Annotated in this window: 26 protein-coding genes; 4 read left to right on the forward strand and 22 right to left on the reverse strand. The window is 51.4% G+C overall.

The window, feature by feature from the left end; genetic code table 11:
• Nucleotides 1-60: 60 nt before the first annotated feature.
• The 3 genes from ACYX4J_RS16300 to ACYX4J_RS16310 all read right to left on the reverse strand — a co-directional run bounded on the left by ACYX4J_RS16300 (nucleotide 61) and on the right by ACYX4J_RS16310 (nucleotide 2367).
• Entirely contained in the window at nucleotides 61-1059 is a 999-nt protein-coding gene (locus tag ACYX4J_RS16300) for an AraC family transcriptional regulator (RefSeq protein ID WP_476177071.1), read from the reverse strand.
• 18 nt (nucleotides 1060-1077) lie between these two features.
• Complete coding sequence (locus ACYX4J_RS16305) at nucleotides 1078-1851, reverse strand: SDR family NAD(P)-dependent oxidoreductase (RefSeq protein ID WP_476177072.1); 774 nt, start codon at nucleotides 1849-1851, stop codon at nucleotides 1078-1080.
• A gap of 132 nt (nucleotides 1852-1983) precedes the next feature.
• Entirely contained in the window at nucleotides 1984-2367 is a 384-nt protein-coding gene (locus ACYX4J_RS16310; protein WP_476177073.1) for a zinc ribbon domain-containing protein, read from the reverse strand.
• A 34-nt stretch (nucleotides 2368-2401) separates the two neighbouring features.
• Between ACYX4J_RS16310 and ACYX4J_RS16315 the strand changes: the two genes are divergently transcribed.
• Nucleotides 2402-2683: a hypothetical protein gene (locus ACYX4J_RS16315; RefSeq protein ID WP_445363502.1), complete on the forward strand. Its 282-nt coding sequence runs from the start codon at nucleotides 2402-2404 to the stop codon at nucleotides 2681-2683.
• A 201-nt stretch (nucleotides 2684-2884) separates the two neighbouring features.
• Here the strand turns inward: ACYX4J_RS16315 and ACYX4J_RS16320 are convergent, their stop codons facing one another.
• From ACYX4J_RS16320 to ACYX4J_RS16350, 7 genes are all read right to left on the reverse strand, one after another.
• On the reverse strand, nucleotides 2885-3301 hold the full coding sequence (locus ACYX4J_RS16320) for a PaaI family thioesterase (RefSeq protein ID WP_476177074.1): 417 nt from the start codon (nucleotides 3299-3301) through the stop codon (nucleotides 2885-2887).
• A gap of 33 nt (nucleotides 3302-3334) precedes the next feature.
• On the reverse strand, nucleotides 3335-3985 hold the full coding sequence (locus ACYX4J_RS16325) for a hypothetical protein (RefSeq protein ID WP_476177075.1): 651 nt from the start codon (nucleotides 3983-3985) through the stop codon (nucleotides 3335-3337).
• A gap of 95 nt (nucleotides 3986-4080) precedes the next feature.
• The gene (locus tag ACYX4J_RS16330) at nucleotides 4081-4572 is read right to left on the reverse strand and encodes an NADAR family protein (protein ID WP_444912305.1); all 492 of its coding nucleotides are present in this window, start codon (nucleotides 4570-4572) and stop codon (nucleotides 4081-4083) included.
• A gap of 63 nt (nucleotides 4573-4635) precedes the next feature.
• On the reverse strand, nucleotides 4636-5037 hold the full coding sequence (locus tag ACYX4J_RS16335) for a hypothetical protein (RefSeq protein WP_476177076.1): 402 nt from the start codon (nucleotides 5035-5037) through the stop codon (nucleotides 4636-4638).
• A gap of 171 nt (nucleotides 5038-5208) precedes the next feature.
• Nucleotides 5209-6849 carry a chaperonin GroEL gene (gene groL, locus ACYX4J_RS16340; RefSeq protein ID WP_108732154.1) on the reverse strand — a complete coding sequence of 547 codons (1641 nt, stop codon included), beginning with the start codon at nucleotides 6847-6849 and terminating at the stop codon, nucleotides 5209-5211.
• A gap of 48 nt (nucleotides 6850-6897) precedes the next feature.
• Complete coding sequence (locus tag ACYX4J_RS16345; protein WP_020412315.1) at nucleotides 6898-7191, reverse strand: co-chaperone GroES; 294 nt, start codon at nucleotides 7189-7191, stop codon at nucleotides 6898-6900.
• Nucleotides 7192-7406: 215 nt separating this feature from the next.
• Nucleotides 7407-7892 carry an FxsA family protein gene (locus tag ACYX4J_RS16350; protein ID WP_444912303.1) on the reverse strand — a complete coding sequence of 162 codons (486 nt, stop codon included), beginning with the start codon at nucleotides 7890-7892 and terminating at the stop codon, nucleotides 7407-7409.
• Nucleotides 7893-8036: 144 nt separating this feature from the next.
• Between ACYX4J_RS16350 and cfa the strand changes: the two genes are divergently transcribed.
• Nucleotides 8037-9185 (forward strand): cyclopropane fatty acyl phospholipid synthase, encoded by a 1149-nt coding sequence (gene cfa, locus ACYX4J_RS16355; RefSeq protein WP_476177077.1) that lies wholly within the window; start codon nucleotides 8037-8039, stop codon nucleotides 9183-9185.
• Between the two features lie 90 nt (nucleotides 9186-9275).
• Here the strand turns inward: cfa and ACYX4J_RS16360 are convergent, their stop codons facing one another.
• Nucleotides 9276-10037, reverse strand: coding sequence for an SDR family oxidoreductase (locus tag ACYX4J_RS16360; RefSeq protein WP_476177078.1), 762 nt, complete (start codon nucleotides 10035-10037; stop codon nucleotides 9276-9278).
• Between the two features lie 84 nt (nucleotides 10038-10121).
• Entirely contained in the window at nucleotides 10122-11153 is a 1032-nt protein-coding gene (locus ACYX4J_RS16365; RefSeq protein ID WP_476177079.1) for a DUF481 domain-containing protein, read from the reverse strand.
• A gap of 241 nt (nucleotides 11154-11394) precedes the next feature.
• Here ACYX4J_RS16365 and ACYX4J_RS16370 point away from each other — a divergent pair, with 241 nt between their 5' ends.
• Nucleotides 11395-11700, forward strand: a complete 306-nt coding sequence (locus ACYX4J_RS16370; RefSeq protein ID WP_413664717.1) for an MGMT family protein — start codon at nucleotides 11395-11397, stop codon at nucleotides 11698-11700.
• A 20-nt stretch (nucleotides 11701-11720) separates the two neighbouring features.
• On the opposite strand, the gene ACYX4J_RS16375 is transcribed toward ACYX4J_RS16370, so the two are convergent.
• The 8 genes from ACYX4J_RS16375 to ACYX4J_RS16410 all read right to left on the reverse strand — a co-directional run bounded on the left by ACYX4J_RS16375 (nucleotide 11721) and on the right by ACYX4J_RS16410 (nucleotide 22217).
• Nucleotides 11721-12992, reverse strand: coding sequence for an AmpG family muropeptide MFS transporter (locus ACYX4J_RS16375; protein WP_413664716.1), 1272 nt, complete (start codon nucleotides 12990-12992; stop codon nucleotides 11721-11723).
• Between the two features lie 236 nt (nucleotides 12993-13228).
• Complete coding sequence (locus ACYX4J_RS16380; RefSeq protein ID WP_476177080.1) at nucleotides 13229-14602, reverse strand: AmpG family muropeptide MFS transporter; 1374 nt, start codon at nucleotides 14600-14602, stop codon at nucleotides 13229-13231.
• Between the two features lie 71 nt (nucleotides 14603-14673).
• Nucleotides 14674-15246 (reverse strand): YbhB/YbcL family Raf kinase inhibitor-like protein, encoded by a 573-nt coding sequence (locus ACYX4J_RS16385; RefSeq protein ID WP_413664714.1) that lies wholly within the window; start codon nucleotides 15244-15246, stop codon nucleotides 14674-14676.
• Between the two features lie 15 nt (nucleotides 15247-15261).
• Entirely contained in the window at nucleotides 15262-16248 is a 987-nt protein-coding gene (locus ACYX4J_RS16390) for a threonine ammonia-lyase (RefSeq protein ID WP_444894885.1), read from the reverse strand.
• A 112-nt stretch (nucleotides 16249-16360) separates the two neighbouring features.
• Nucleotides 16361-17788, reverse strand: a complete 1428-nt coding sequence (locus tag ACYX4J_RS16395) for an aldehyde dehydrogenase family protein (RefSeq protein WP_476177081.1) — start codon at nucleotides 17786-17788, stop codon at nucleotides 16361-16363.
• 238 nt (nucleotides 17789-18026) lie between these two features.
• A complete protein-coding gene (gene ampE / locus ACYX4J_RS16400; protein WP_444894887.1) occupies nucleotides 18027-18902 on the reverse strand; it encodes a regulatory signaling modulator protein AmpE in 876 nt (291 codons plus the stop codon).
• A gap of 89 nt (nucleotides 18903-18991) precedes the next feature.
• Entirely contained in the window at nucleotides 18992-19549 is a 558-nt protein-coding gene (gene ampD, locus ACYX4J_RS16405) for a 1,6-anhydro-N-acetylmuramyl-L-alanine amidase AmpD (protein WP_444912294.1), read from the reverse strand.
• Between the two features lie 190 nt (nucleotides 19550-19739).
• Nucleotides 19740-22217 (reverse strand): DUF1631 domain-containing protein, encoded by a 2478-nt coding sequence (locus tag ACYX4J_RS16410; RefSeq protein ID WP_476177082.1) that lies wholly within the window; start codon nucleotides 22215-22217, stop codon nucleotides 19740-19742.
• Between the two features lie 433 nt (nucleotides 22218-22650).
• On the opposite strand from ACYX4J_RS16410, the gene nadC reads away from it, so the two are divergent.
• The gene (nadC, locus tag ACYX4J_RS16415; RefSeq protein WP_444932470.1) at nucleotides 22651-23505 is read left to right on the forward strand and encodes a carboxylating nicotinate-nucleotide diphosphorylase; all 855 of its coding nucleotides are present in this window, start codon (nucleotides 22651-22653) and stop codon (nucleotides 23503-23505) included.
• Between the two features lie 27 nt (nucleotides 23506-23532).
• On the opposite strand, the gene ACYX4J_RS16420 is transcribed toward nadC, so the two are convergent.
• Nucleotides 23533-24282, reverse strand: a complete 750-nt coding sequence (locus ACYX4J_RS16420; protein ID WP_444932469.1) for a sulfite exporter TauE/SafE family protein — start codon at nucleotides 24280-24282, stop codon at nucleotides 23533-23535.
• Complete coding sequence (ccoS, locus tag ACYX4J_RS16425) at nucleotides 24283-24468, reverse strand: cbb3-type cytochrome oxidase assembly protein CcoS (protein ID WP_108732140.1); 186 nt, start codon at nucleotides 24466-24468, stop codon at nucleotides 24283-24285.
• Between the last annotated feature and the right edge of the window lies 1 nt (nucleotide 24469).

The following is a 24469-nucleotide window of genomic DNA, read 5'->3' on the forward strand; positions in this document are numbered from 1 at the left end:
AAACTGGTCACAAAAATATACAGTGATATGCAAACATTGGCTTTTTACTAACGGATCTATTCAGTGAATAGAGTCCCGGTATTGCAATGGTGTCATTCCTTTCCAGCCCCGGTAGGCCCGAATAAATGAATTGGGTTCTTTAAATCCCAACATAAAAGAAATCTCGCCCAGATGAAGGCTGGATTTGGCGAGGTAGTGATCAGCCAAACTTGATCTAACTCCCTGTAATACTGTCTGGAAGGATTGATTTTCCTCACCCAGTTTCCGCTGCAAAGTCCTTTTACTGATAGCCAAGCGTTCAGACACTGCTTCGACAGAACTCTCTCCAGCCGGTAGTAACTCTATCAATACTGAACCTACCCGCTCTCCCATTGTGGCTTCGCTATCCAGATCCTTGAGCTGTTGGCTCAATTTACCTTCAAAGAAATCCCACATAGGGGCATTGGCAGTCAGAAATGGCTTTTGTGCATCTTGCGCTGAGAAACAAATTCTCACCCGGTCTGACTGCTTAATTGAACAACCAAAAAACTCCCGATAAGGCATTTGGTCTTCAGGCAGCTGCGGTAGTGCCAATTCCAATGGTTGAATTTCCTCCCGGGTTCCCAACCGAGCCAGGCGGATATAAAAAATTAATTCACTCAGGCCCAAAGCTTCAGGGATATTTCCATCACTTCCATAGCATTCTAAATTGAGCTTGGTGTACTCATCAGTAATATCCAAGTGCAATTCCATGGGGCCGATCAATGGTTTGTATTGCTGTATCCGCAGTAGAGCTTGATTCAGATTTGCACTGCACAGGCTCGCAAATATGGGAGGGTCAAATGACTCAGCCGAAAGGTGCTCCGCCAGTAAAAGTGGTAGTGGCCGATCTTTAGAGGCCCGATCAATACCACACCAAAAACGGAAATATTCCACCGGAGTGAGTGTCACAGCCTCCCGCTGTAACAGATCCGCAGGTAACCCGGCATAGGCAAGAGCCAGCGCTGTATCGATATTCATATCGTGTAATATCAACTTCCAGCTGGGAGGTACCAGGAATTTCGCTGCACGTTTGATCATTACCGGACCTACCTGCAATTAAGACTTTTCCATCGTCTGACGGGAAAACTTCAGTACCATTTTACGGGGCAGTAAAGGCATTATCCAATTCAGAAACAACTTGAGCCGTGTCTCATTAAAAGCAACCAGATCTCCCCGCTCCATTGCCTGATAGCCACATCTGGCAACAGACTCAGCCGAACGGGCATTTTTCCAAATATCGACACCCTGAAGATCACCAGCCGCAACAAACCCTGTTGCAACAGCACCGGGGCACAAAGCCGTTACTGTTACACCTGTGCCTTTCAACTCTTCAGCCAGTGCCTGGCTAAATGAAGTTACATAGGCTTTAGTTGCGTAGTAAACTGCCTGTAAAGGGCCGGGAATAAAAGAGGCTGTAGATGAAACATTAAGAATATGCCCACTATTGCGGGCAACCATCCCCTTAACATACAGATGGGTGAGATTGGTAAGGGAAACCATATTCACCTGCATCATGCCCTGCTCAGCTTCCAAATCCCTTTGATGGAAAAGACCATGACCACCAAAACCCGCATTGTTAATTAGAGTGCCAATCTCCACACCCTCACTTTGGGTTCGCTCAAAAATTCTCTGAGCGGACATGGGGTCAGAAAGGTCCTCGGCAATAACCATTGCCTGGATACCAAACTCCTTCTCCAGCTGCTGTTTGAGTGCTGAAAGCCTCCCTTCAGACCGGGCAACCAGAACCAAGTTGCCACCCTTAGATGCATGTATCCTGGCCAGTTCAAGGCCGATGCCACCAGAGGCCCCAGTAATAAGTGCCGTTTCCATCTATCTGTCTCCCAAGCGTTAATCTTGAAATCAGTATATGATCAGAAGGCGCCAACTAAGAATCCGATGATGCCAAGTGACTATCCAAGTATGCCAAAAACCATATTGGTAGTTCTTCCATCAAATGGGAAATTAATCAGTCCGCTTTGAGTCCATAAACGGGCTGGATAAAGTCAGCTCTGTTCCACACCAGTAACAATTGGCCCTTTGCTTTCTCACCTTATGACCACAAGAAGGGCACTCTTTCAGGTTACCAGTGGATATTTTTCCATCGCGCTTACCATCTCGCAGATCAATCTGCCCCATTTTTTCAATAAGTTCGGCCTCGGTTACCCCTAATTTTTCCGATAAAAGCTCCCACATAGCCTGATTCGCCAACACTAATGTATCTATACGTCCCTGAATATCACCGACTTCCAGTTCCAGGTTAGCGGCCATCTGCTTTGCATTTTGAGATCGATATCTCGCAACATCGATTTCTCGCTGCTGAAAATAATCCCAAATAGTGTCTAACATTTATTTCACTTCACTTAACAAATCAGAATAAAAAATGGATCAAATCTGCATTTACGATTTTCGTTTAATCAAAATTATTAACAGATATATCAAACCAAATAATGTCCCAAACGGAAAAGAGCCAATCCAAATCAGTGAGAGTATTAAAGAATACCAGAATAACCACTTAGCTCGAAAAGACGATATAAACAAAGCAGTACAGGAAATCAACAAGCCTGGAGCAGACAATAGACCTCCTATAACAAAATTAGAGAGGGATTGGCTCATCATGCCTGCCATTACTTCAGGGGATGTATCAAGTGATTGGGCGATCTGAGAAGTTTCCCAAAAACTCAACATCCCCAAATAAAAGAACACAATAATCGGGGTTTGAAGAGCAGTACCCAATATAGAAAGAACGCTCCCCAACCTAACCCGCTTATTTCCCTCCGGGCAAAGCTCACTTTCCGGGGAGCTATATATGCCTTGTTCAAAACTCATTTTCACCTCAGAAAACATCACATCCTTCATCAAGGATTTATAAATTTTGTCCCTTTATTAAAACGGTAGCGGTTGCCCTAGCAATTAGTTTCCCCTCTTGAAGAAGCTCTCCTTCCAGAAAGCAGACAGTTCCACCTTTAGATACAACTCTGCCAACACCCTCAACTGGCCCCACTTTAGCTGGGCGAACAAATTGAGTCTTTAGCTCTAGTGTCGGAGCAAACTGACCAATATTCAGTGAAAATACAAGTGCAGGACCCATTACGTCGTCGAGCATTGCACATAGAAACCCACCCTGTATTGTTCCCGCAGGGTTTAAGAATGACTCCCTGGCAAAAAATCGGGCTTTCATCTCCATTTTTTCACGTGAATAGCTTATTAACTCAAATCCCAGAGTTTTCGCACACTCAGGTACTGGCAGATCTCCTGACTCTACCATTTCGTAGATGTCCATATTTCCTCACTAAGCCTATCCCATGTTTGCTACTTAAACTTCAATCGAGTTCACCATCGCCTGCCAGTCCTTCTCTACTCGATCCCGCCCTCGACTATTTTGGCCTAAGGCTCCGGTATGGGCCTGACAGCAAACCCTGATACCGGCAATATCGAATGAAGATTGCAGCGCTTCCACTAAATTTTTACAAGATTTTAGACCAACTGCTTTTCGTATGGCATTAAAGGTTTTCAACCCCAAGCATATAACAATTGTTGGTGCCACCACTTCAATCTGAGGAACTGCAAATTTCTGAGCAGCCCAGACCATATCTTTCGCTGGGACATCTGCACTTAAATTCCCATACTTAATTAGTGGAAAAACATTAGTTGCGTAAATATCGCTAAGGGATAAGTCAAAATGCCGCTGCAACAGATCCTTAAGTCTTTTATTCGTGGGCAACGAGGGAATATGCCCGAGATCTACAGCATCCTGGATAATAGGCCCGGATAACTTATCTACCCCCAGCCAATCCTGTAAAAGAACCATAACAGAAGCATCGATATTATTAGCGGATTTCGTATAAGGAGAGACATAATCACAATCATAAATTCCATTATGGAAATCACCGATATTCTTATACCCCTCTTTCTTTACTTGCTGCCTTTCCTTTGCCAACGCGGCCAACCTTAACGATTTTTCCATATAAAGCCTACACCACAAAGCAATAAAAAATTCTCAATATATTTAAAACCACTAACTTAACAAAAATTGAAGAATTTCAACCTGAAAAAACCATCTCAGAATTCTAACACCAAGCGGATTGAAGAACGTACGGACATAAGGACTTTGCCCAACAAATTCTGCCCTCGCCAATTCGCCTCATCTAGAATTTCAACAGAATCAGAACTCCAACCAACTCCCCACACAAGATCATAAGGAGATGCTTCCACCAACGTCTTATCACCGGTATCTATTAATCGCTCTGCCAAATCAATATGCTGAGTAAATTTTAAGTAATTACCGTACCAAACAATACCAATCTTATGAAGGTTCCAAACACTAGAGTTATACCCGACAACATTTCGCCCTAATCGCTGCTGAACCTCTGGGTCAGTTTCTACAAGAATTCTCTCTGAAGTCTTTAAATCACCGAACAATATCGCTTTCTTATACATCATATATTGTTCACAGCAATTAAACTTAACGCCATCTGGATCAGTAATATCTCGCTTAGTCCACTGTCCAAATTGGTGCTTCCAGAAGAAATAGTATTTCTCTGTTTCTCTCATGCTATTTCTTACCATCTGTAAGTCATAATTAATCAGCTGAAAGTAAATCGATCTACCATCGCACTAAAGTTTCTTTCCTATATCTCCCCCTGTAACCCTAACTCCAGCAACCGAGTATTGCTCAACTTCACCAGGAACATCATCGGTTGAGCGCCTAGGGAAGGGCTTTGGCTCTCCCAGAATCAGATTTGAAATCAAGAAATCCAACAACAATACATCATAGCGATTATCAGTCTCTCGATATTGACTCGGATCCCTGTTAACCCGCGTATTTTCTGCAGAGCAACCACTTTCAGTCTCCACCAAGTCAAGTTCATAAATACAAACACCCGTCCAACTTCGACAAAGATAAAAACGCCCATCATGAAAATAGCCGTTCCATTTCTCATCCATACTTCTCGCAGTCAACCCCTGCTGTAATTGCTTATATTCACCATGAGAAAATTGGCGGTGGTATTCAATCAACTCACTTATCCCAGAGAGTGTCTTGATACTAGAGAACCTATCGCTACCAGTCACTCGCCTACACCCTGAAGATAAAATTGATAACTAAAAGCAGATCCTAGTAAACCACTTTCCACAAGGCAAAAAAAAGCCCCGCAATTGCGGGGCTTTTTAGATAGGCTTAAGGCCGACTTACATCATGCCGCCCATACCGCCCATGCCACCCATACCGCTCATGTCAGGAGCAGCCGGCTTGTCTTCCGGAATTTCTGCAACCATGGCTTCGGTGGTGATCATCAGGCCAGCGATAGAAGCTGCCGCTTGCAGAGCAGAGCGGGTTACTTTAGCTGGGTCCAGGATACCCATTTCCAGCATATCGCCGTACTCACCAGTAGCAGCGTTGTAACCGAAGTTGCCTTCGCCTTGCTTGATCTTGTCAACAACTACGGAAGCTTCGTCACCAGCGTTGGAAACGATTTGACGCAGAGGCATTTCCATAGCGCGCAGGGCTGCTGCGATGCCGTGGTTCTGGTCTTCGTTGTCGCCAGTTACAGAGATAACCTGGGTAGCGCGAACCAGTGCGGTACCACCGCCAGGTACTACGCCTTCCTCTACTGCGGCGCGGGTAGCGTGCAGCGCGTCTTCAACGCGGGCTTTCTTCTCTTTCATTTCCACTTCAGTAGCGGCGCCTACTTTGATTACCGCAACACCGCCAGCCAGCTTGGCTACGCGCTCTTGCAGTTTCTCTTTGTCGTAGTCTGAAGAGGACTCTTCGATCTGTGCACGGATCTGGCTAACGCGAGCTTCGATGTCTTTAACATTGCCAGCGCCGTCAACGATTACAGTGTTTTCTTTGGACAGGGTTACGCGCTTAGCAGTACCCAGGTGCTCCAGAGTGGTACCTTCCAGCTCCAGGCCAACTTCTTCAGAAATCACGGTGCCGCCAGTCAGGATAGCGATGTCCTGCAGCATGGCTTTACGACGGTCACCGAAACCAGGTGCTTTAACAGCAGCAACTTTAACGATGCCGCGCATGCTGTTTACAACCAGAGTTGCCAGTGCTTCGCCTTCTACGTCTTCAGCGATGATCAGCAGCGGCTTGGAAGCTTTAGCTACTTGCTCCAGCAGGGGCAGCAGGTCGCGGATGTTGGAGATTTTCTTGTCTACCAGCAGGATGAACGGATTATCCAGCTCGGCAGTCATGTTCTCTTGGTTGGTAATGAAGTAAGGAGACAGGTAGCCGCGGTCGAACTGCATGCCTTCTACTACGTCCAGCTCGTTTTCCAGGCCGGAACCTTCTTCAACAGTAATAACGCCTTCTTTGCCAACTTTTTCCATGGCTTCAGCAATGATGGTACCAACGCTCTCGTCGCTGTTAGCGGAGATAGTACCTACCTGAGCAATAGACTTGGTGTCAGCACAAGGAGTGGACAGGCCAGCAATGTGGTCAACAGCTGCGGTTACCGCTTTGTCGATACCGCGCTTCAGGTCCATTGGGTTGAAGCCAGCGGCTACGGATTTCAGGCCTTCAGTTACGATAGCCTGGGCCAGAACGGTAGCGGTGGTGGTGCCGTCACCAGCGGTGTCAGAAGCTTTGGAAGCAACTTCTTTAACCATCTGTGCGCCCATGTTCTCGAACTTGTCGCTCAGCTCGATTTCTTTCGCTACGGAAACACCGTCTTTGGTTACGGTAGGAGCGCCGAAGGACTTGTCCAGAACTACGTTGCGGCCTTTAGGACCCAGGGTAGTTTTTACAGCGTCTGCCAGGATGTTTACGCCTTTCAGCATTTTCTGACGAGCGTCGTCACCAAAAATTACGTCTTTAGCTGCCATGATTCTTATTCCTCAAATTCTTTTTGCGAGTAAAGTTAAAGGCTGGCCTTAGCCTTCCAACACGCCGTAGATATCACCTTCGCTCATGATGATCAGCTCTTCGCCTTCCACCTTGAGGGTATTGCTGTCGGCATAGCGACCGAAAACAACAGTGTCACCTACCTTCACAGACAGTGCGCGAACGTCGCCATTGTCCAGCTGCTTGCCCTCACCCACGGCTACCACTTCACCTTGGTTCGGCTTTTCTTTGGCAGCGCCTGGCAGCACGATACCGCCAGCTGACATCGCTTCTTCTTCCTTACGGCGTACTACGACGCGGTCGTGTAAAGGACGAATTTTCATGGATAAGTTCTCCATTGAGTCGTTTTAATGGTTTCCAACATGGACGGCACTGGCCCTTTGGGCCGGTAACCTCACCCCTCTCTGATCCCCAGAGGCGGGGCTTAATTCTCAGTTGAACCCTATCTATGGGCGGGAATAAGGATTTCAACACCATCAGGTGAAAAAACTACAAAGCAAATTCTCACGACGGGCATTTTGTCCACTTTTTGATCTAATTAGGGCTTGGGACGCTTGTCTTCAACGGAGTGTTTACCTTCTCCCGGACGCTTTTCATCCCGCGAATACTCTCCCTCGATAATGTCGTCACCACGCTTGTGATTTGGTGACTGGTTAAAATTCTGCGGGGGAACCACTTTGACATGGCGAAGGATAAAACCGAGCAACAGGTTCCTGAGCCCCGGAATCAGGCAGATGAAGCCGAAGAAATCAGTGATAAAGCCCGGGGTGAGCAACAGCACACCACCCACCGCGAGGAATATCCCTTCAACCATCTCTTTGGCGGGAATATTTCCAGCCTGCATCTTCTCCTGGGCCCGCATCAGGGTAGAGATCCCCTGGCGGCGAAGCAGTGTCACTCCTACCACTGCAGTCAAAATGACCAGGCCGATCGTTGGCAAGGCGCCAATTTCACTCCCTACGGCAATCAACACCCACATTTCGAGTACAGGTAGGGCTATAAATAGAAGTAATAATGGGCGCATTGCGGAAATTCCTAGTTAACCAGCTTCGCTGAGAGCCGGGACGATCACGGTTTTTTCAATATGCTGTAGTAAATGGAGTGGGGAGGCAAATTATTCAAGGGCGCCTTATTCCACCCCACAGTAACTGGAGAGAGGAAGGATTGAATGGCAAGCGAGCAACAGGATGCTATAGAAGTGCCAGCCATCGGACGCAGTCGCCACTTAGTGGACGATATATTGGCGAAAGCGGACATTCAAATTAACGGGGAAAGACCCTGGGACCTGCAACTCCACCGGGAAGCAGCCCTTGATGAGGTCATCGCCCGGCACAGCTTGGGCCTGGGTGAGTCCTATATGCGCGGCGATTGGGATGTCCAAGACCTGGATCAATTCTTCCACCGGTTACTCAGTGCTGAGATTCATCACAGTATCAAGAACTGGCGCTACTTTTGGCGCGCCACACGCAGCTATCTGGTAAATCTACAAAGCAAAAACCGCTCGTTTAATGTGGGAGAGCAACACTACGACCTGGGCAACGAATTCTATAGTGCCATGCTCGACAATCGGCTTACGTACAGCTGCGGCTACTGGAAAGAGGCTGAAACCCTCGACCAAGCCCAGGAAGCCAAGCTGGACCTGATTTGCCGCAAGCTGGAATTGAAACCCGGGATGCGCTTGCTGGATATTGGCTGTGGCTGGGGCAGCCTGGTTAGCTATGCCGCGCAAAAGTATCAAGTGGAGTGTGTTGGGATTACGATTTCCCGAGAGCAAAAAGCCTATGTGACAGAGCGCTATGGTGAACTGCCAATTACTGTTCACCTTCAGGACTATCGAGAACTCAAAGAACCCTTCGACCGCATTGCCAGCGTAGGGATGTTTGAACATGTCGGCCGCAAGAACTACCGAACATTTATGGAAACAGCGGCGCGCTGTCTGAACAAAGATGGGTTGATGATGTTACATACGATCGGCAACAACCAGCGCACCGCATCTACGGACTTGTGGACAGAAAAATATATATTCCCAGGTGGTGAGCTACCTTCCGTAGGACAGCTGGGCGACGCAACCGATCGCTTGCTAGTATGCGAAGACCTGCACAACTTTGGATACTACTACGATAAAACCCTGATGGCCTGGCATGAAAACTTTGAGAAAAACTGGCCGCGCTTTGCCGATCGCTACGGCCAGCGCTTCTACAGGATGTGGCGCTACTATCTACTATCTTACGCTGGTGCATTCCGGGGGCGCACACTTCAGCTATGGCAACTAATGTATTCGAAGTTCCGCGCCGATGGTGTTACCCGCTTGAGTTAAAGCACTATTTGCCGTAGATCCAGAAACTAATTGCAGAATCAAAAAAGGGTGAACTCAGTTCACCCTTTTTATGCTGGGGAAGAGGGAAGCTTACAAGCGCGCTCCGCCATCAATATCTATCACTCGACCGGTGACATAGTCGTTCTCCAGAATAAACGCTACTGTCGAGGCGATCTCATCCTGCTCACCCAACCTGCGCAGGGGCACTTGTTTTACCAGACTCTCAAGAATCTCAGGGCGCATTTGCGCAACCATATCGGTGCCGATAAAACCCGGAGCAATCCCGGCAACACGCACGCCGTAGCGCGCCAGTTCGCGTGCCCAGGATACCGTCATCGCTGCAACACCCGCTTTACTGGCGGAGTAGTTGGTCTGCCCCATATTGCCCGCACGGGACAAACTGGAGATATTGACCATCACCCCACCCTTGCCGCTTTCCGCCATAATGCCCGCTGCAGCACGGCCACAAAGGAATACACCGGTAAGGTTCACATCGATCACAGACTGCCACTGTGCCAGGGACATACGATCTGTCACTTTGCCGTCTTTACACTTGAGCAACATGCCATCGCGCATAATGCCGGCGTTATTAACCAGAACCTGGAGCCCGCCAAAGTCTGCTGCGATTTTCGCAAAACCGGAGTCCACCGCTTCCTCATCGGCAACATTGATCAAGTAGCTGCGAGCCTCTGCACCGAGCTTTTCACAAGCTGCAACGCTATCTTTCAGGCCTTCCTTATTAACATCGATCAGGGCCAGGCGGGCGCCTCGCGCAGCCAGATACTCGGCCATGGCTCGGCCCAACCCCTGGCCCGCACCGGTAATCGCAACAATACTGTCAGCGATTTGCATATTGAACTCCTCGTCGTCGCTCATTTTTTAGATTTATCGTTTATGACTGCCTGCGAACCTGCCCTATGCAGGCTCGAGGGGGAATTACCATTCGTAACCGACACCAACGGTCACTTTGGTATCTTCTTTTTCACTTTCCAGGGAGGGCGTATTGTCGTACTGCCACTCGTAACCGATCTCCATCAGCACGCCTTCAACCAGCGGTGTGCGCACCCCCAGCTTGGCATTAGCTTCGTAGTCGTTACTGTGATCAAAGGATTGTAAGGTTTCTTGGTCGAAATAAATTTCCGGCCCAAGGGAAAACTTGTAGCGGTAGTTAAGTGCAATTCGACCGGCGACATAACGCTCATCCTGGTCTTCACTCAACTCTTCGTCGATAAAACTCTCATGCAGGCTACTCACACCACCTTCGAGGGAAAAAGTGGTTTTACTGGTATCGTAAAACAGATAACCCATACCGAGACCGAGCGTAGTTCCCAAGTCTAAGTTCTGAGCCTCTTCCCTTTCCAACTCACTGTTAGCCGCGGCAAACCACTTCTCAGCAAAGATCCAGCGGAGATCATAATTGAGCTGGTATTTTTCCAGGTCACCGTCTTCTTCACTCTCCTGGTTCTGGTAAACCGCCCCCATCAGGTGGTTAAAATCTCCATGGCGGATATCCAAGTTAATATTGGCATCGAGGTCTTCACGCTCACGGTTACCGCTCTCGAATACGCCTCCGGCGGTAACATTACCGCTGAATAACACTGGACTGGTGGTAAATGTGCTGTAGGGTTCTGCCCGCTCAATACCGGGGAAGTCGATCAGCCAACCGCGCCCTTCAGCACAGTACACTTCCCAACGCTCCTGGCGGTGGCCAGCCAAGGTACAGGGTTCATCCCTGCCGGCAATTTTGATATCGGTATCGATGTCCATCGACACCACTTTGGATTTGTCGACTTTAACCTCACCAAAAGTCTCTGACTTCCAAGTAACCTGATCCTTCTCTACCAGCACCAACTCGCCCTGAATACGATCGCCATTTTCCAGGGTCAGCACACCGGCATAGGCCTGGAAGGGCACAAGAAATAAGAGAGTTCGAGCAAAGAACCTGGGGAGTCGTGTCGATAAAACCACTAAGAAACCTTGGACTTTTTAGGAGTATGAACGGTGCAAACAGCTTCAACAATCGCACCATGATGCCACAACTAGAATCATGTGGCACGCCGTCACAGCAGAGGCTTTCGCGCCCTGGGGACTGTGACCTTGCGAGCTGGTAAAGTATCCATAAATGGCGAATAAAAATCTCATTTTCTGGAGATTACAAAGTAAAAAATTGCGCCCAATTGGCGTGATTCGCCGATATTTAGAGCTTTTTATGGAAAAACAGAACTCCCTGGAAAGAATATGCCAAGCCTTGGCGGCGATCCCCAAAGGGCGGGTTGTCACCTACGGGGACTTGGCTGAGATGGCCGGCTACCCACGCGCTGCAAGACTTGCAGGTCAGACCCTGCGTAAGCTACCCCGGGGCACCAAACTACCCTGGCACCGGGTAATCAACGCCCAGGGGCGCATCTCCCTGCCGGAACCCGGCGCCAGCCGCCAGCGTGAAAGACTGGAAAGAGAGGGGGTCATACTACTGAAAGGGCGAGTGGATATGGGCAAATACCGCTGGAAACCTTAGCCCCAATCGCAGACAGAAAACTACGCTACCTCATCAGCCCCCCAGGGCGCGACCCAAAATAACAGGATCATTCCAGGCACCGCCAGAACGGCACACAGGAGAAAGAAATGTGTCCACCCCATTCCCTCCACCAAATAACCGGTGGAGGCATTGGCGAAGGTGCGCGGGAGCGAGGTCAATGCTGTAAACAAGGCAAATTGAGTGGCGGTGTGCAACTTGCTGGTAGTTCGGGCGATAAATGCAATAAACACCGCTGTCCCCAACCCCACCCCGAGATACTCAAAGGCAATTACTATCGCCAATAGCCAGAGGCTAGGATTGAAATCTGGTGTGCCCACCAGCTCGCCATTCACTTCAGACAAAATCATAAACCCGAAAATTGAAACCAGCTGTACTACCCCGAAAATCCATAGGCACTTATTAATCCCGATCTTCACAATTAATAAGCCGCCAAAGAAACCGCCAATTACCGCAGGCCATAAACCAGCATTCTTTGCCACTATGCCGATATCCGTATTGGAATATCCCATATCCAGGTAATAGGGCGTCGCCAGTGCCGTAGCCATGCTATCGCCGAGCTTGTACAAAAACATAAAGGCCAGTACGAGTACCGCCTGTTTTACACCATTACGATTAAAGAATTCGACAAAGGGTAAAACTATGGCCTCGCGCAAAGATTTAGGACGACCTGCTGGATGGTCTGGCTCAGCCACCATCAAGGTCATAAAGACGGCAATCAACATAAAGGCCGCAGTAATCATAAACACCTGGTCCCAGGCCAGGTGGTCCGACAGGATCAAGCTGAGGGATCCCGGAATCAAGCCGGAAATACGATAGGCGTTGGCGTGAAAGGAATTGCCCAGGCCCAACTCCTGGTCTGGCAGAATCTCGCGTCGGAAAGCATCCAGGACTATATCCTGGCTGGCGCTAAAAAAAGCCACGGCAAAGCAAATTGCGGCAATTGACCAAATATCAAACTGGGGACTGAACATCCCCAGGACGCCAATGGAAACAATCAGTAACAGCTGCATTACCAGCATCCAGCCCCGCCGGCGGCCTAGCATCGGGAATGCGTAGCGCTCCATCAATGGAGACCAGATAAATTTCCACGTATAGGGCAATCCGAGCAATGCAAAAATACCGATAGTAGCCAGATCCACGCCTTCGGTACGCAGCCAAGCGGGCACCAACTGTATCAATACAAAAAGAGGCATCCCCGAAGAGAAACCGGTGCCAATACAAATCAGCATACGCCGATTAAACACCGCCTCCCGGATGGTTTCGTGGGCCATAGTTTGTCGCTTTTATTCGCTGAGCATCATCTACCAGTGATACCCGACCCAACAGGCAACAGACACACAATCAAACATAAGGGCGAGTCTATGGAGGGGTGGGTTTCACCTTTACAACCACCATAGACACAAGCCGGGCAGAATGCCCGGCGAAGAGTTTTGATATGACATAGGGATTTAGAAAAGAGTTGGATTCGAGATGTACTCTTAGAGAGGAAATAGCATCCCTGTAAACCTTAGGTAGTGCCCGCTCCCGGCTGAACTTCTTCTCCCGGCCAGTCGCGCTGCTCGCGGCGCCAAAAATAAATGGACAGCACAATGGCTGGTATTCCCATAAGCGCCGCATAAATAAAGAAGTAGGCATAACCCTGAGCATCCACCACTATGCCGGAAAAACCACTGATAAATTTCCCCGGCAAGGTCATCAGGGAGCTAAACAAAGCATATTGAGTGGCGGTATAAGCTTTATTGGCAAGACTGGAGAGAAACGCGATCAGTATCGCATTGGCAATTCCTCCACTGATGTTGTCCGCACTAATTACCAGCGCCAACCAGGCTTTATCGGGACCGATCACAGCGAGTTGGGCAAATAACAGGTTGGTGCAGGCGACCATAACCGAACCCAGTATCAGCGGACGCACAACACCGTATCGCACCACTAACAGCCCACCTAGAAAGGAACCGATAATGGTACAGAAGAAGCCAAACAGCTTACTGATTTCAGCGATTTCCGTTTTGGTAAAGCCCAGATCCAAATAGAAGGGATTGGCCATCACCCCCATCGCAATATCACTTAAACGGAAGATGCCGATAAATAGCAACAGAATGATTGCAAAGCGACCATTGCGCTGAAAAAACTCGATAAAGGGGCAGGCCACGGCGCGAATAAACCACTGCTTCAGGCGACCATGCTCCCCCTTGCCCAACAGGCGCTGGGCCCACTCGCTTTGCAGCTCATCGGCTTCTTTGTTTACCTTGCTGTGATCGGGCTCGGCAATAATCAGGGTGGTAATCAGGCCCACGCCCATCAATCCAGCCATCGCAAGATAAGCACCGGACCAGCTAAAGATATCCGCAATAAACAGGGCGCCCGCTCCGGCTATCAGCATTGCCACCCGATAGCCAAATACATAATTGGCAGCCATAGCGCCCTGGTAGTCGTCATCCATGGCCTCAATTCGATAGGCATCAATCGCCACATCTTGAGAGGCCGAACAGAAAGCGACCCACAGGGCCAGTAGGGCTACGTGCATCAGGGAGAGCTGGGGATTTACACTGGCCATACCTATCAGGCCAATCGCTATCCCGATTTGGGATACCAGCATCCAGCCCCGACGCTTGCCCAATTTATCCGTAAAAAAAGGCAGACGCAGCTGATCGACAATAGGGGCCCAGAGAACCTTGATCGAAAAGGTAATCCCCACCCAGGCAAAAAACCCGATGGCGGTACGGCTGACACCGTAGTCCCGCAGCCAGGCAGTCAAAGTAGAGAAAACCAGCAGTAATGGGAGGCCGGCGGAAAAGCCGAGGAAAAACATGGTGAGTACACGGGGCTTCAAATAAGCGGCCAGCGCTTGCCCCCATGTCATTTGTTTTTGTGAGTTGGTCAAGCGCGGGCCTCCAGAGCCTGAGCCGCTGCAACAGCGATCACCGTGCAGCGGGATTAGATTAATTTATTTACTCAGTGGCCCCACAAAACTTCCAGCTCCGCTTCGGCCAACTTATTGGCATTGATATTGAAGCCAACTTTAGCAGGAGAAGTGTTTTCATCCAGCGGCAGGGATTCCACTTTCAAGGCATAGACACGAAAACGATAGCGATGATCCCCGTGCCCCTTGGGCGGGCAGGCACCACCGTAACCGGAATTACCATAATCATTGCGCCCCTGCACTGCTTCTGGAATCAGGCCGTTTTTCAGGTCACCAGCCCCTTCCGGAAGATTGGTCGTATCCACTGGGATATTAAACACCACCCAGTGCCACCAACCACTGCCGGTGGGCGCGTCGGGATCGTAAGCGGTAATAGCAAAACTCTTTGTGCCCTCCGGTGCCCCACTCCAGCTCAATTGGGGAGACAGGTTCTCACCGCCGCAGCTGCCATAAACATGAGCCATGGGCATTTTCTTTCCAGCTTGTAAGGAGCTGGATGACAGTGTCAGCTTCTCAGCAATCGCGTTGGTTCCAGTCAGCGACAGCGCAGCAGCACAAAGCAGCCCGGCCAAACCCCGGCCGCCCTTTTTCAATAAATGGCTCATATCCCAGTTCCCCTTTTAGTTTTCTTCACTGGACAGCAGTGGGCCCACTTTGTCCAGATCCATATTTCCGCCGGTCAGAACAACCACGACATTCTTATTGCGAAAGCGCGCGCTGTGCTCAATGATCGCAGCGAGACCCACCGCAGCCGACGGTTCTACCAGCTGTTTGGTTCGCGTCCACAATAGCCGCATCGCATTGACGATACCAGCTTCGCTGACTGTCACAATATCCCGCACCGTGCGCTCAATAACGGCGTAATTTTTGCCGCCCAATGTTGTGCGCAGACCATCGGCGATCGTATCGGGCTGTTGTGTGGTGATATGAACGCCACCGCGCAGTGAACGCTGGGCATCATCCGCTCCGGCGGGTTCCGCACCAATTACCAGGATATCGGGGGCAAGCGCAGCCATAGCCAATCCCACGCCGGACAAAAGTCCACCGCCTCCCACTGGCGCCACAATAACGTCTGGAGCAAAGCCCTGTTCGCGGCTCTGCTTGAGCACTTCCATGGCTACGGTGCCCTGCCCTGCAATAATGCGCTTATCGTCATAGGGCGGGACTTCGTGCGCACCAGTTTCCTCAAGTACCTTTGCCAAAGTGGATTCGCGATCAGCCAGGCTGGGGCCCGAAGTCACCACTTTGGCACCGTACCCCTCAACCGCCATGCGTTTTGTCTTGGGAGCCGTTTCGGGCATCACCACCGTACAGGCCAATCCCCGCTGGGCTGCTGCCCAGGCGAGCGCCGCACCGTGATTACCGGACGAATGGGTGGCAACTTCCTCGACCCCGTCCGGGAGCAGCGAAAGCGCATTAGCCGCGCCCCGCGCTTTAAAGGCGCCCACTTTCTGCAAGTGCTCACACTTAAACCACAAATTGGCGCCCGTCAGCTCGTTCAGCTGCCGAGAGCTGAGCAGAGGGGTCTCGTGTACCATGCCTGCAATATTTTGAGCGGCACTAAATACATCCTCACTGGCAGGTATCTCGTTGCGATCCAGGGGCATAACACTGTGTATCCTTTTCGACTACATGGGAATAATCCAGCTTATCCACCGCCGATAACATCCAGTGTTCTACGGAGCAGGCACAGGGGAAACCATGCCTGTCGATAAGGAATTATTTGCTGAGCATACGCAGGAATTTCATTTTCCTGTCGTTGAAGGGTGCATATCGTATATCGATATCGAGGATATTTCTGCGCCGCATTACGGCCTTGTAATGACTGAAAGCGCGGAAGCCATGCTCTCCATGGTAGGACCCCATACCGCTGGCACCGACGCCTCCAAAAGGCAGGTCCTGGGCCAGCATAAACATCATGCAGTCATTCACGCAGGCGTTGCCGGAGCTGCAACGGGATAGAATCCGATCCGCCAATGCTTCATCCTGGGTAAATACATACAGGGCCAGGGGCTTCTCTCGCTCATTGACAAACTCCTCCGCTTTGGAGAAATCATCCAGTTCAATAATGGGGAGTATCGGGCCAAAGATCTCCTCCTGCATAACTCCCGCAGAGAGATTGACGTTGCGCATTATGGTGGGCGCCATATAGCAGTCGTCCACATCGACTTCACCGCCAAATACCACCTCTCCATCCCCCAGGTAATCCGACAGGCGAAGGGTGTGCTGGCTGTTAATAATGCGCCCATAGTCGGCAGATTCTCGCGGATGCTCCCCATACATTTCCCAGAGCACCCGCTGCAACATGGGGGTGAGCCGATCGGCTGTCCGCCGACTACAGAGAACATAATCCGGGGCGATACAAGTCTGCCCCGCATTGGTAAATTTACCCCAGGCAATTCGCCGTGCAGCCACTTCCAAGTTGGCATCATCGGCAACAATACAAGGGCTCTTTCCGCCGAGTTCCAGGGTTACCGGAGTCAGGTATTTAGCCGCCGCACTCATTATGATTTTGCCAACCCGGCCACCGCCGGTGTACATAATATGGTCCCAGCGCTGCTCCAGCAGCGCCGTGGTTTCCGCCACACCACCTTCGACACACGCAAAGGCATCGTTGTCGAGATAACGCGGTAACAATTCTGCGATTAACCGGGAGGTTGCGGGCGATAATTCAGAGGGCTTTACCACCGCGCAATTGCCGGCGGCAATCGCCGGTACCAGCGGCGATAACAATAATTGCAGCGGATAATTCCAGGCACCGATAATCAGCACAACACCCAGTGGCTCCGGTTGCACATAGCTCTTGGCCGGCTGGGTCATCATCGGCGATTGGACCTTGCGCGGGCGCACCCATTTCTTCAGGGACTTCAGGGTGTGATCGATATCGTTGTAGAGAAATGAAATTTCAGTGAGGTAGCTTTCCTGGGGAGCTTTGCGCAAATCATCGTGAAGGGCTTGGACAAAATGTGCCTCGTTCTCGGAGATCATCTTGCGCAGCTGAGACAGTTGCTTGCGCCGCCAACTCAATTCAGTGGTGCTGCCGCTGCGAAAATAGGTTCGCAAGCCCGCCACTAATGTGGCTGCGTTCCAATCGTTTGCCCTAGCCAGATCTGACAACATTTGCGGTTCCAATACCGAAACTTCCAAACCCTACTTCCTCCAATGAGTATAAGCCGTCGCAGGCAATGACTAGCTTCGCTTTATTGATATGGCAAAGCACCGAAGTCCGGCCGCTGGGGCGCGCAATTTCGTAGGAAGGGGGGGATAAGTCAAGATAGGAAGGAAAGAAAATTTTGAAAATGGCGACAAATTCAACAATCGCCCCAGCAGACAAAAGTAGCTCTGGGGCGATGGTACAGGCATTACGGAGTTATTCAGAGGCTCCTTAGATAAATAGAACCAGAAGGGCCAAACCAGTGATCCACAGAAGCAAGGTTCTGGATAGCAGCGCTTGAAGCCCCTCAATCTCCGCACCACTTTGGCGCTGCATCTGAGACAGATCGGAACCACCACTGCACTCACTGGCGTCAATACCGCCGAGAGCTCCTTCCAGGTAAGCCTCGAGAACCTGATCGGTATGGCTCTCACGACACATCAACACCCGGCGCCAGGCGCGGTAACAACCGGCAAAGTTACCCACAATGGCAAAGCTCAGCCCCATCACACGGACCGGCAGCCATTCCAGCAACCACAACCAACGCGCCGCCGTCGCCTCATCGGAGGAGCCCCGAGTATTTTCTGCGTATAAAGCACTCAAGCGGAAGAGTACTGCCCCAGGAATACCCAGCAAAATAAACCAGAACAGCACAGCGAAGAGTCTTTCAAAGGCGCAGTAGGCAGCGCCGCGAAATACCTGTTCATGCAGACAAGTGTCATCGGAGGGCGCTTCGTGTAACTCGCGCAAAATGGGCGCCGCCGCTTTGGTGGCACCTTCCAGGTCTCCGCTATACCAGTGGCGCAGGTAATTTGCGACGATATCGTTGAAGTTGCCGCGACCGAGACAATAGAGCAGCAGTGGCACCCCCAACAGCAAGTAGCCCAGACCACCCGCAGCGCCCTCTGCCAACGTCATCACAATTGCAGAGATCAATACTGGAACCAGGATAGTGACACCAAGCAGCAGGCCGCTATTGCCATTAATGCTGGGTAATGCCTGTAAGTACTGACTCCAGCGACTGAACCAACCATCGCGATGTAACGGAGCCCCTGAGCCCCAGATTTGCACCAGGGCAACGGTGATCAGAACAATTAACAGAGTCATAAATAATCCGAGACTGTTTCAGTTATCAAAATCGTGCTGCGGCTCCTGTTACAGAAACCCTTCCCACTTTTATGGTCCGCTACTGGGTATCAGACGATTTCTTTCAGCTTGTTGAGGTAGCGCTCCCAGTCAAACCCCGGACCCGGGTCCAATTTCCTTCCGGGAGCAATATCCGAATGACTGGCAATTCTATCGATATCAATAGCGGGATAAGCTTGCATAATCGCAGCACTTACCTCGGCAAGTGCGTGATATTGGGAGTCGGTGTAAATATCGGTATCCAAACCTTCCAGCTCAATACCAATGGAAAAATCATTGCAGTTAGCGCGACCTTTAAACTCGGACTTGCCCGCGTGCCAGGCACGACGATCAAGGGGCACGTATTGAGTTACCAGGCCATCGCGGTCGATCAAAATATGCGCAGACACCTGTAACGCAGCAATATCGGCAAAATAGGGGTGTGCATCGATATCCAACTGCCCCAGGAAAAAGGCATCAATGTAGGGGCCGCCATACTGTCCGGGCGGCAAGCTGATACTGTGAATCACCAATAGATCCACCGCACAGTCTTCCGGGCGGCTATTGCAATGAGGACTCGGAACCCGGCGCGCGCCCGCCAACCAGCCAGACTCCACTTGATATTTCAATCTGCGATCTCCGCTGCAACCTATTGATAGCCCCGGTATCGCCCGAGGCTTCAGCAGTTACCATTCTATGGAAGCGTTGATCGATATGCCAATCTGATCGGAGCAGTATCGCGACATAACTTGCGGAAAACCACTGGCCACAGAGTATCCCTGCTAAATACTCAACGTCCGCTCGTTAAATTCCTGAAAATTAGCGCTGCTCACTGCGCTTCTTGCGCACATTGCCAATTACGGACTGCAGCGCCCGCTCAAACAACATGCCGTCATCCAGCGGCAGCAGTTGTGCCGAACGCAGCGCATGGGCCAGCTCTAGTCGGGCGAATTCAGCGACTTTGGCGCCATTGCGATTAACGAAGATAAACTGGTCGATATCGCGAATTACCGCCGCCAGACGACAACGGAACTGCTCGTCCTCAGAGCGCTTCAGCTCGAACCAACTGCCCTGAGCCAGGCGGAAGGTCATCTGCCAGTGGGGATCATCTTCGTCAAGGGGGGCCAGTCCATCCTGCTCCGGTGCAGCCACCTCTGCTTCAGCAACTGCCTGCTCAAGCTCTTCCATCTGCGGCACGGCCACTTCCTGGGGTTCGGCTTGGACAGCTTCAACAGTAACTTCAGCTGGCTCATCTGGAAGTTGGTCTTCGGCAGTGTCTGAAATCACTTCCCGGGTAACCACGGCTTCTGCAATAACCGCTTCAGTCACTGCAGCTTCATCAACCGTAGCTTCAGTAACATCAGCGGGTCCGGCATCAGTAGCAGTTTCCTGCTCCACGACAGGGGCAACAGGCTTGTCAGCAACATTATCAGCAACAACAGGCGCAGGCTCAGCAGATTTCGCTGCGCGCACTTCGCGGGCAACCTGCTCTGCCACTTCACGTTCACGCTGCTCCGCCAATTGCTGGGCCAGGGCAAAGCGCTCGCGATAAACTTCTTTGAGGCCGGTGAAAAGGGTACGCGCTTCGAAAGCGTTATAGGAAAGCGCCTCAATTCCCTCGCGCAATCTCTCCTGCAAAACAGGCAGTAAGCTCAATAACTGTTTGCGGGAATCCGGCATTGGGGCCTGCACACTCCACACGAGATCTCTCGCTGTGCGCACGTCGCGGTTCCAGGCGTCGCTCTCTGTTCCCTCTTTAACACAGGTCAGGAACAGCACGTTGTTCCAAACTTTGTTCAACCAATCCTGTACCACCTGTGGCAGATCCCGCTCTGCAACCAAGGCATCCATTACTGCGGCAACCCGTGCGCGGGCAGCTTGGGTTTTAGCCCGACCATCCGCCTCATCGACAACGCGGCGCTCCAACATCTCGGCACGCTTGCGCTCGCGGACGATAAATTCGCGCAGGGATTCCAGCAAAACGGCAAAGATATTGATATCCCGATCAAACTCATTAAGCACGCGCTCAACAATTTCGGATATCTCTTTATACAGGGGATCGGATTCGTAGTTATCCCCCGCCTGCCATCCGGTAGCGGCATCGGCCAACTCGTTCAGCAATTTGCGCGCAGGGTGGCCGCCTTTACTGAAAAATGACTTGTCTGCAATGGCTACTTTCAACAGCGGCAGTTGCAGGCGGCCCAGAAGTGATTTGATTTGGGTGGCAAGGCTGCGGTCCTCCAGGATAAAGGAAAACAACATCTCTACCAGCTTGATCACATCGCTATCGACTTTTGCCAGCGAAGCGGCTTGGTTGGAATCCACCAAGCGCTGCTGTAGCAATTCGCCCACATTCAAAAGCTGTACCGCACTTCCACCTTGATAGTGGCTGCCACTTTGCAGCGCACCCAAGTGGGAAAGCAGATCCCCTGCAGGCATTGGAGTAACACCTGCGGCTGCGGGCACCAATCCTGGAGGGAAGTGCCCCGTAGCTGCGACTCCACCTTGTACTGGCTGGCTGCCAGCCTCTACACCGCCGGCACTACCAGTGGGGGCACTGGCGGCGTGGGGAGCGCCGTTGTAGGCCGAGCGCTGCCTGGCTACTCGCTGCTGCTCACGCAGAGATGGCAGTACGCCCTGCTCTACAAGTAATTGGTTACAGAATTCATAGAAGTCCCGCAGCTGCAGCATGACCACCTGCTCGAACTTTTTCAGCAGCGTGAGGCGAGCGCGGATAAAGAGGTCCAGATCCTGAATCGCTTCTACAAAGGCGTCACAGATTACGTCTGGCCCCAGAGGGTTGTTTTTGTCGTACACCTTAACGGAGTAGAGCGTATCGAGCCTCATGCACAGCTCGGTAAGGGGCTCAGCGAAATCGCGCTTGGCATTGGCCACCATGGTATCGGCAGCGACCAACTGCTCCAGGTCATCGTTGTGAACCAGCGACAGGTTATCTGATGCGAAACTGCTTTCCGTCTTTTCTTCCTGGCGGACCTGAAAAGCGCGGGAGACGTTCTGGATAAAGTGCTCGGCAATATTGCGGCGCTCAACGCGCAGCAGGCGCAGTGCCTGGAAAAGTCCATCCTGCTCCTCCTGGCCATGAGCTCGCTCAGCCATTGCAAACAGGGAATCATCCACCTTGCCAAACAGCGCTTTAATCCGCTCCAGCAGCTGTGCCGTCGCTTTGTCCTTCAGCATTGTTACTGCGGCGGGCAGAACAGGGGGCTTACCTGATGCAGAAATATTTCGCGCTCCACTTTTCTCTGAGAGGGAAACTACCTTTCTGGATTCACTCATTTCCAAGAGGTCCTTCGAATGCCGTCCGACTTGTAGCGCTGAGGCCAAAAGCAAAAATTAGTGAGTGGAAAAGTGGTCTCCCAAGCGGAAACGGGGGCTTTCTGTTCCCCGTTAACCACATTCCCAAACTGTTGAAATCCCGCCGCGATCATGCGCGAAAAATCTGCCGAAGTTCTTGATTTCACTCAAGTTTTGACCGCGAGAGAACAGCGTTTACCGGCCCTGCTCTGAAACAATTCAGGCTGCGATCAAGCCTAACTCTTCGGTCATTCTACTCGCGTTATAGGACTGTTTTACACAGTTCTGCGACATATTTGAGACACTTGTCACAGCTATTCGTAGAGCCAACTGCTACTTGCCAATGACTGAGTTCAGCAGTCAAAACCCCGAGTGTTTTGGTAAACTGCGCCGGCGTTAATTTCGAGGTTTCCCAATGCGACCACAAGACACGGCTATTCCCAATATCACTGCCGACCTGCAACGCTCAGTTCAGGTGGCCCTGGAAGAAGATATTGGTAGTGGCGATATCACCGCCCAGCTGATCCCAGAGGACCGCAATGCGCGGGCCCTGGTAATCACCCGCGAAGATTGCACTCTGAGTGGTCGCGCCTGGGTAGAGGCTGTATTCCACGCCCTGGACCCGGAGCTCGTCCTCACCTGGCACTTCGAGGACGGCGACCGTATCAGCGCCAATGCCGTTATTTTTGAGCTGGAAGGCAATGCCCGCGCTATCCTCACCGGCGAGCGCGCCGCACTGAATTTCCTGCAAACCTTATCCGGCACTGCCACAACCGCTGCGGAGTTCGCCGCGCGAGCTGAAGGCACTGAGGTGAAGATTCTCGATACCCGCAAGACCATTCCCGGTCTGCGCAGCGCACAGAAGTACGCCGTACTTTGCGGTGGCTGCCACAATCACCGCATCGGTCTTTACGACGCCTTCCTGATCAAAGAGAACCATATCTTCGCCGCCGGAGGCATTGAACACGCCGTCGCCCAAGCGCGAGTGATCAAGCCGGAAGCCTTGATTGAAGTCGAAGTGGAAAATATTGAAGAGCTGGAGCAGGCGCTCGCCGTCGGTGTGGACGTGATTATGCTCGACGAATTCAATGATGAAGACACTAGAACGGCCCTGAAACTGGCCAAAGGCAAAGCCAAAATTGAGCTTTCCGGCAGTGTCGACCGGGATCGCATCGCTCAGTTAGCTGAACTGGAAGTGGACTATATCTCTTCCGGTAGCCTGACCAAGCACCTGCGCGCTATCGACCTATCCCTGCGGATCGATCTCTAGCGCCCACAGGACCCATCATCACTGCGCTTAGTGATGGTGATGATGGTGTCCCTGCTCTTCCGTGTCTTCTGCGGGAGCTTCCATCCCGCTCATCTGCCCGTGGTTGGCGTGGTCTCCGTGTCCACCGTGGCCCATAGCCCCCCAAATGGTCCAGATACCAAACAGCAAAATCGCTGCGGCGAAACCATAGCGAACCCCCGGCTTTTGCACTATGCCACGCACCTGTGCCGCCGCAGCACCAGTAGCCAGCATGGCGGGCACGGTGCCCAAACCAAAAGCAAACATCGCCAGGGCAGACCGCTCGGCACTGCCCTGGGCCAGGGCGAACGTCAGCGCGCTATAAACCAAACCACAGGGCAACCAGCCCCAAAGGGATCCCAATGCCAATGCCTGCCCCGCAGAGCGCACCGGTAATAATTTGGCCGATAGTGGCTGCACATAGCGCCAAAGGTAGCGGCCCCCTTTTTCAATCCAAGCCAATCCCTGCCAGATACCGCCGATGTACAGCGCCATCAGGATCAACATGATCCCTGCAGCAAATCGCAGCGGAGTTAGTGCCGGCAGTATCGCCGCACCGAGGGCACCGGCGAGCGCTCCCATCAGCGCATAGCTACCCAGGCGACCCAATTGGTAAGAGCCCAGCTGCACCCAAGCAGTCTTTTTCCCCGGTACCGCCATACCCAGCGCTCCGGAGATTCCCCCACACATACCGATGCAGTGACTGCTACCCAAAAAACCGATAGCTAGTGCCGCCGCTAAAAAACCCCAGTCCCCCACTTACTTCTCCTGCTTCCTTTCCGCGTCAGATTTGTCCTGCTGAACATCATCGTCATCAAACAAAATGCGACGACCTTCCGTTTCCAGGTCATCGTACTGTCCGTTATTCACGGCCCAGAAAAAGAGCTTCACCGCAAAGCCAACCAAAATCACCGCAATGGGAATCAGGAAATACAGACTTTCCATC

The organism is Microbulbifer sp. ABM4_008 (genome assembly GCF_056311705.1).

Bases quoted from the DNA above. Each gene is read 5' to 3' on its own strand.
- cfa (WP_476177077.1), top strand. From the start codon at position 8,037: ATGGCAAGCGAGCAACAGGATGCTATAGAAGTGCCAGCCATCGGACGC.
- ACYX4J_RS16360 (WP_476177078.1), bottom strand. From the start codon at position 10,037: ATGCAAATCGCTGACAGTATTGTTGCGATTACCGGTGCGGGCCAGGGG.
- ccoS (WP_108732140.1), bottom strand. From the start codon at position 24,468: ATGGAAAGTCTGTATTTCCTGATTCCCATTGCGGTGATTTTGGTTGGC.
- ACYX4J_RS16300 (WP_476177071.1), bottom strand. From the start codon at position 1,059: ATGATCAAACGTGCAGCGAAATTCCTGGTACCTCCCAGCTGGAAGTTG.
- ACYX4J_RS16315 (WP_445363502.1), top strand. From the start codon at position 2,402: ATGGATCAAATCTGCATTTACGATTTTCGTTTAATCAAAATTATTAAC.
- ACYX4J_RS16370 (WP_413664717.1), top strand. From the start codon at position 11,395: ATGGAAAAACAGAACTCCCTGGAAAGAATATGCCAAGCCTTGGCGGCG.
- ACYX4J_RS16350 (WP_444912303.1), bottom strand. From the start codon at position 7,892: ATGCGCCCATTATTACTTCTATTTATAGCCCTACCTGTACTCGAAATG.
- nadC (WP_444932470.1), top strand. From the start codon at position 22,651: ATGCGACCACAAGACACGGCTATTCCCAATATCACTGCCGACCTGCAA.
- ACYX4J_RS16390 (WP_444894885.1), bottom strand. From the start codon at position 16,248: ATGCCCCTGGATCGCAACGAGATACCTGCCAGTGAGGATGTATTTAGT.
- ACYX4J_RS16410 (WP_476177082.1), bottom strand. From the start codon at position 22,217: ATGAGTGAATCCAGAAAGGTAGTTTCCCTCTCAGAGAAAAGTGGAGCG.
- ACYX4J_RS16310 (WP_476177073.1), bottom strand. From the start codon at position 2,367: ATGTTAGACACTATTTGGGATTATTTTCAGCAGCGAGAAATCGATGTT.
- ACYX4J_RS16375 (WP_413664716.1), bottom strand. From the start codon at position 12,992: ATGGCCCACGAAACCATCCGGGAGGCGGTGTTTAATCGGCGTATGCTG.
- groL (WP_108732154.1), bottom strand. From the start codon at position 6,849: ATGGCAGCTAAAGACGTAATTTTTGGTGACGACGCTCGTCAGAAAATG.
- ACYX4J_RS16345 (WP_020412315.1), bottom strand. From the start codon at position 7,191: ATGAAAATTCGTCCTTTACACGACCGCGTCGTAGTACGCCGTAAGGAA.
- ACYX4J_RS16385 (WP_413664714.1), bottom strand. From the start codon at position 15,246: ATGAGCCATTTATTGAAAAAGGGCGGCCGGGGTTTGGCCGGGCTGCTT.
- ACYX4J_RS16330 (WP_444912305.1), bottom strand. From the start codon at position 4,572: ATGAGAGAAACAGAGAAATACTATTTCTTCTGGAAGCACCAATTTGGA.
- ACYX4J_RS16320 (WP_476177074.1), bottom strand. From the start codon at position 3,301: ATGGACATCTACGAAATGGTAGAGTCAGGAGATCTGCCAGTACCTGAG.
- ampE (WP_444894887.1), bottom strand. From the start codon at position 18,902: ATGACTCTGTTAATTGTTCTGATCACCGTTGCCCTGGTGCAAATCTGG.
- ACYX4J_RS16325 (WP_476177075.1), bottom strand. From the start codon at position 3,985: ATGGAAAAATCGTTAAGGTTGGCCGCGTTGGCAAAGGAAAGGCAGCAA.
- ACYX4J_RS16305 (WP_476177072.1), bottom strand. From the start codon at position 1,851: ATGGAAACGGCACTTATTACTGGGGCCTCTGGTGGCATCGGCCTTGAA.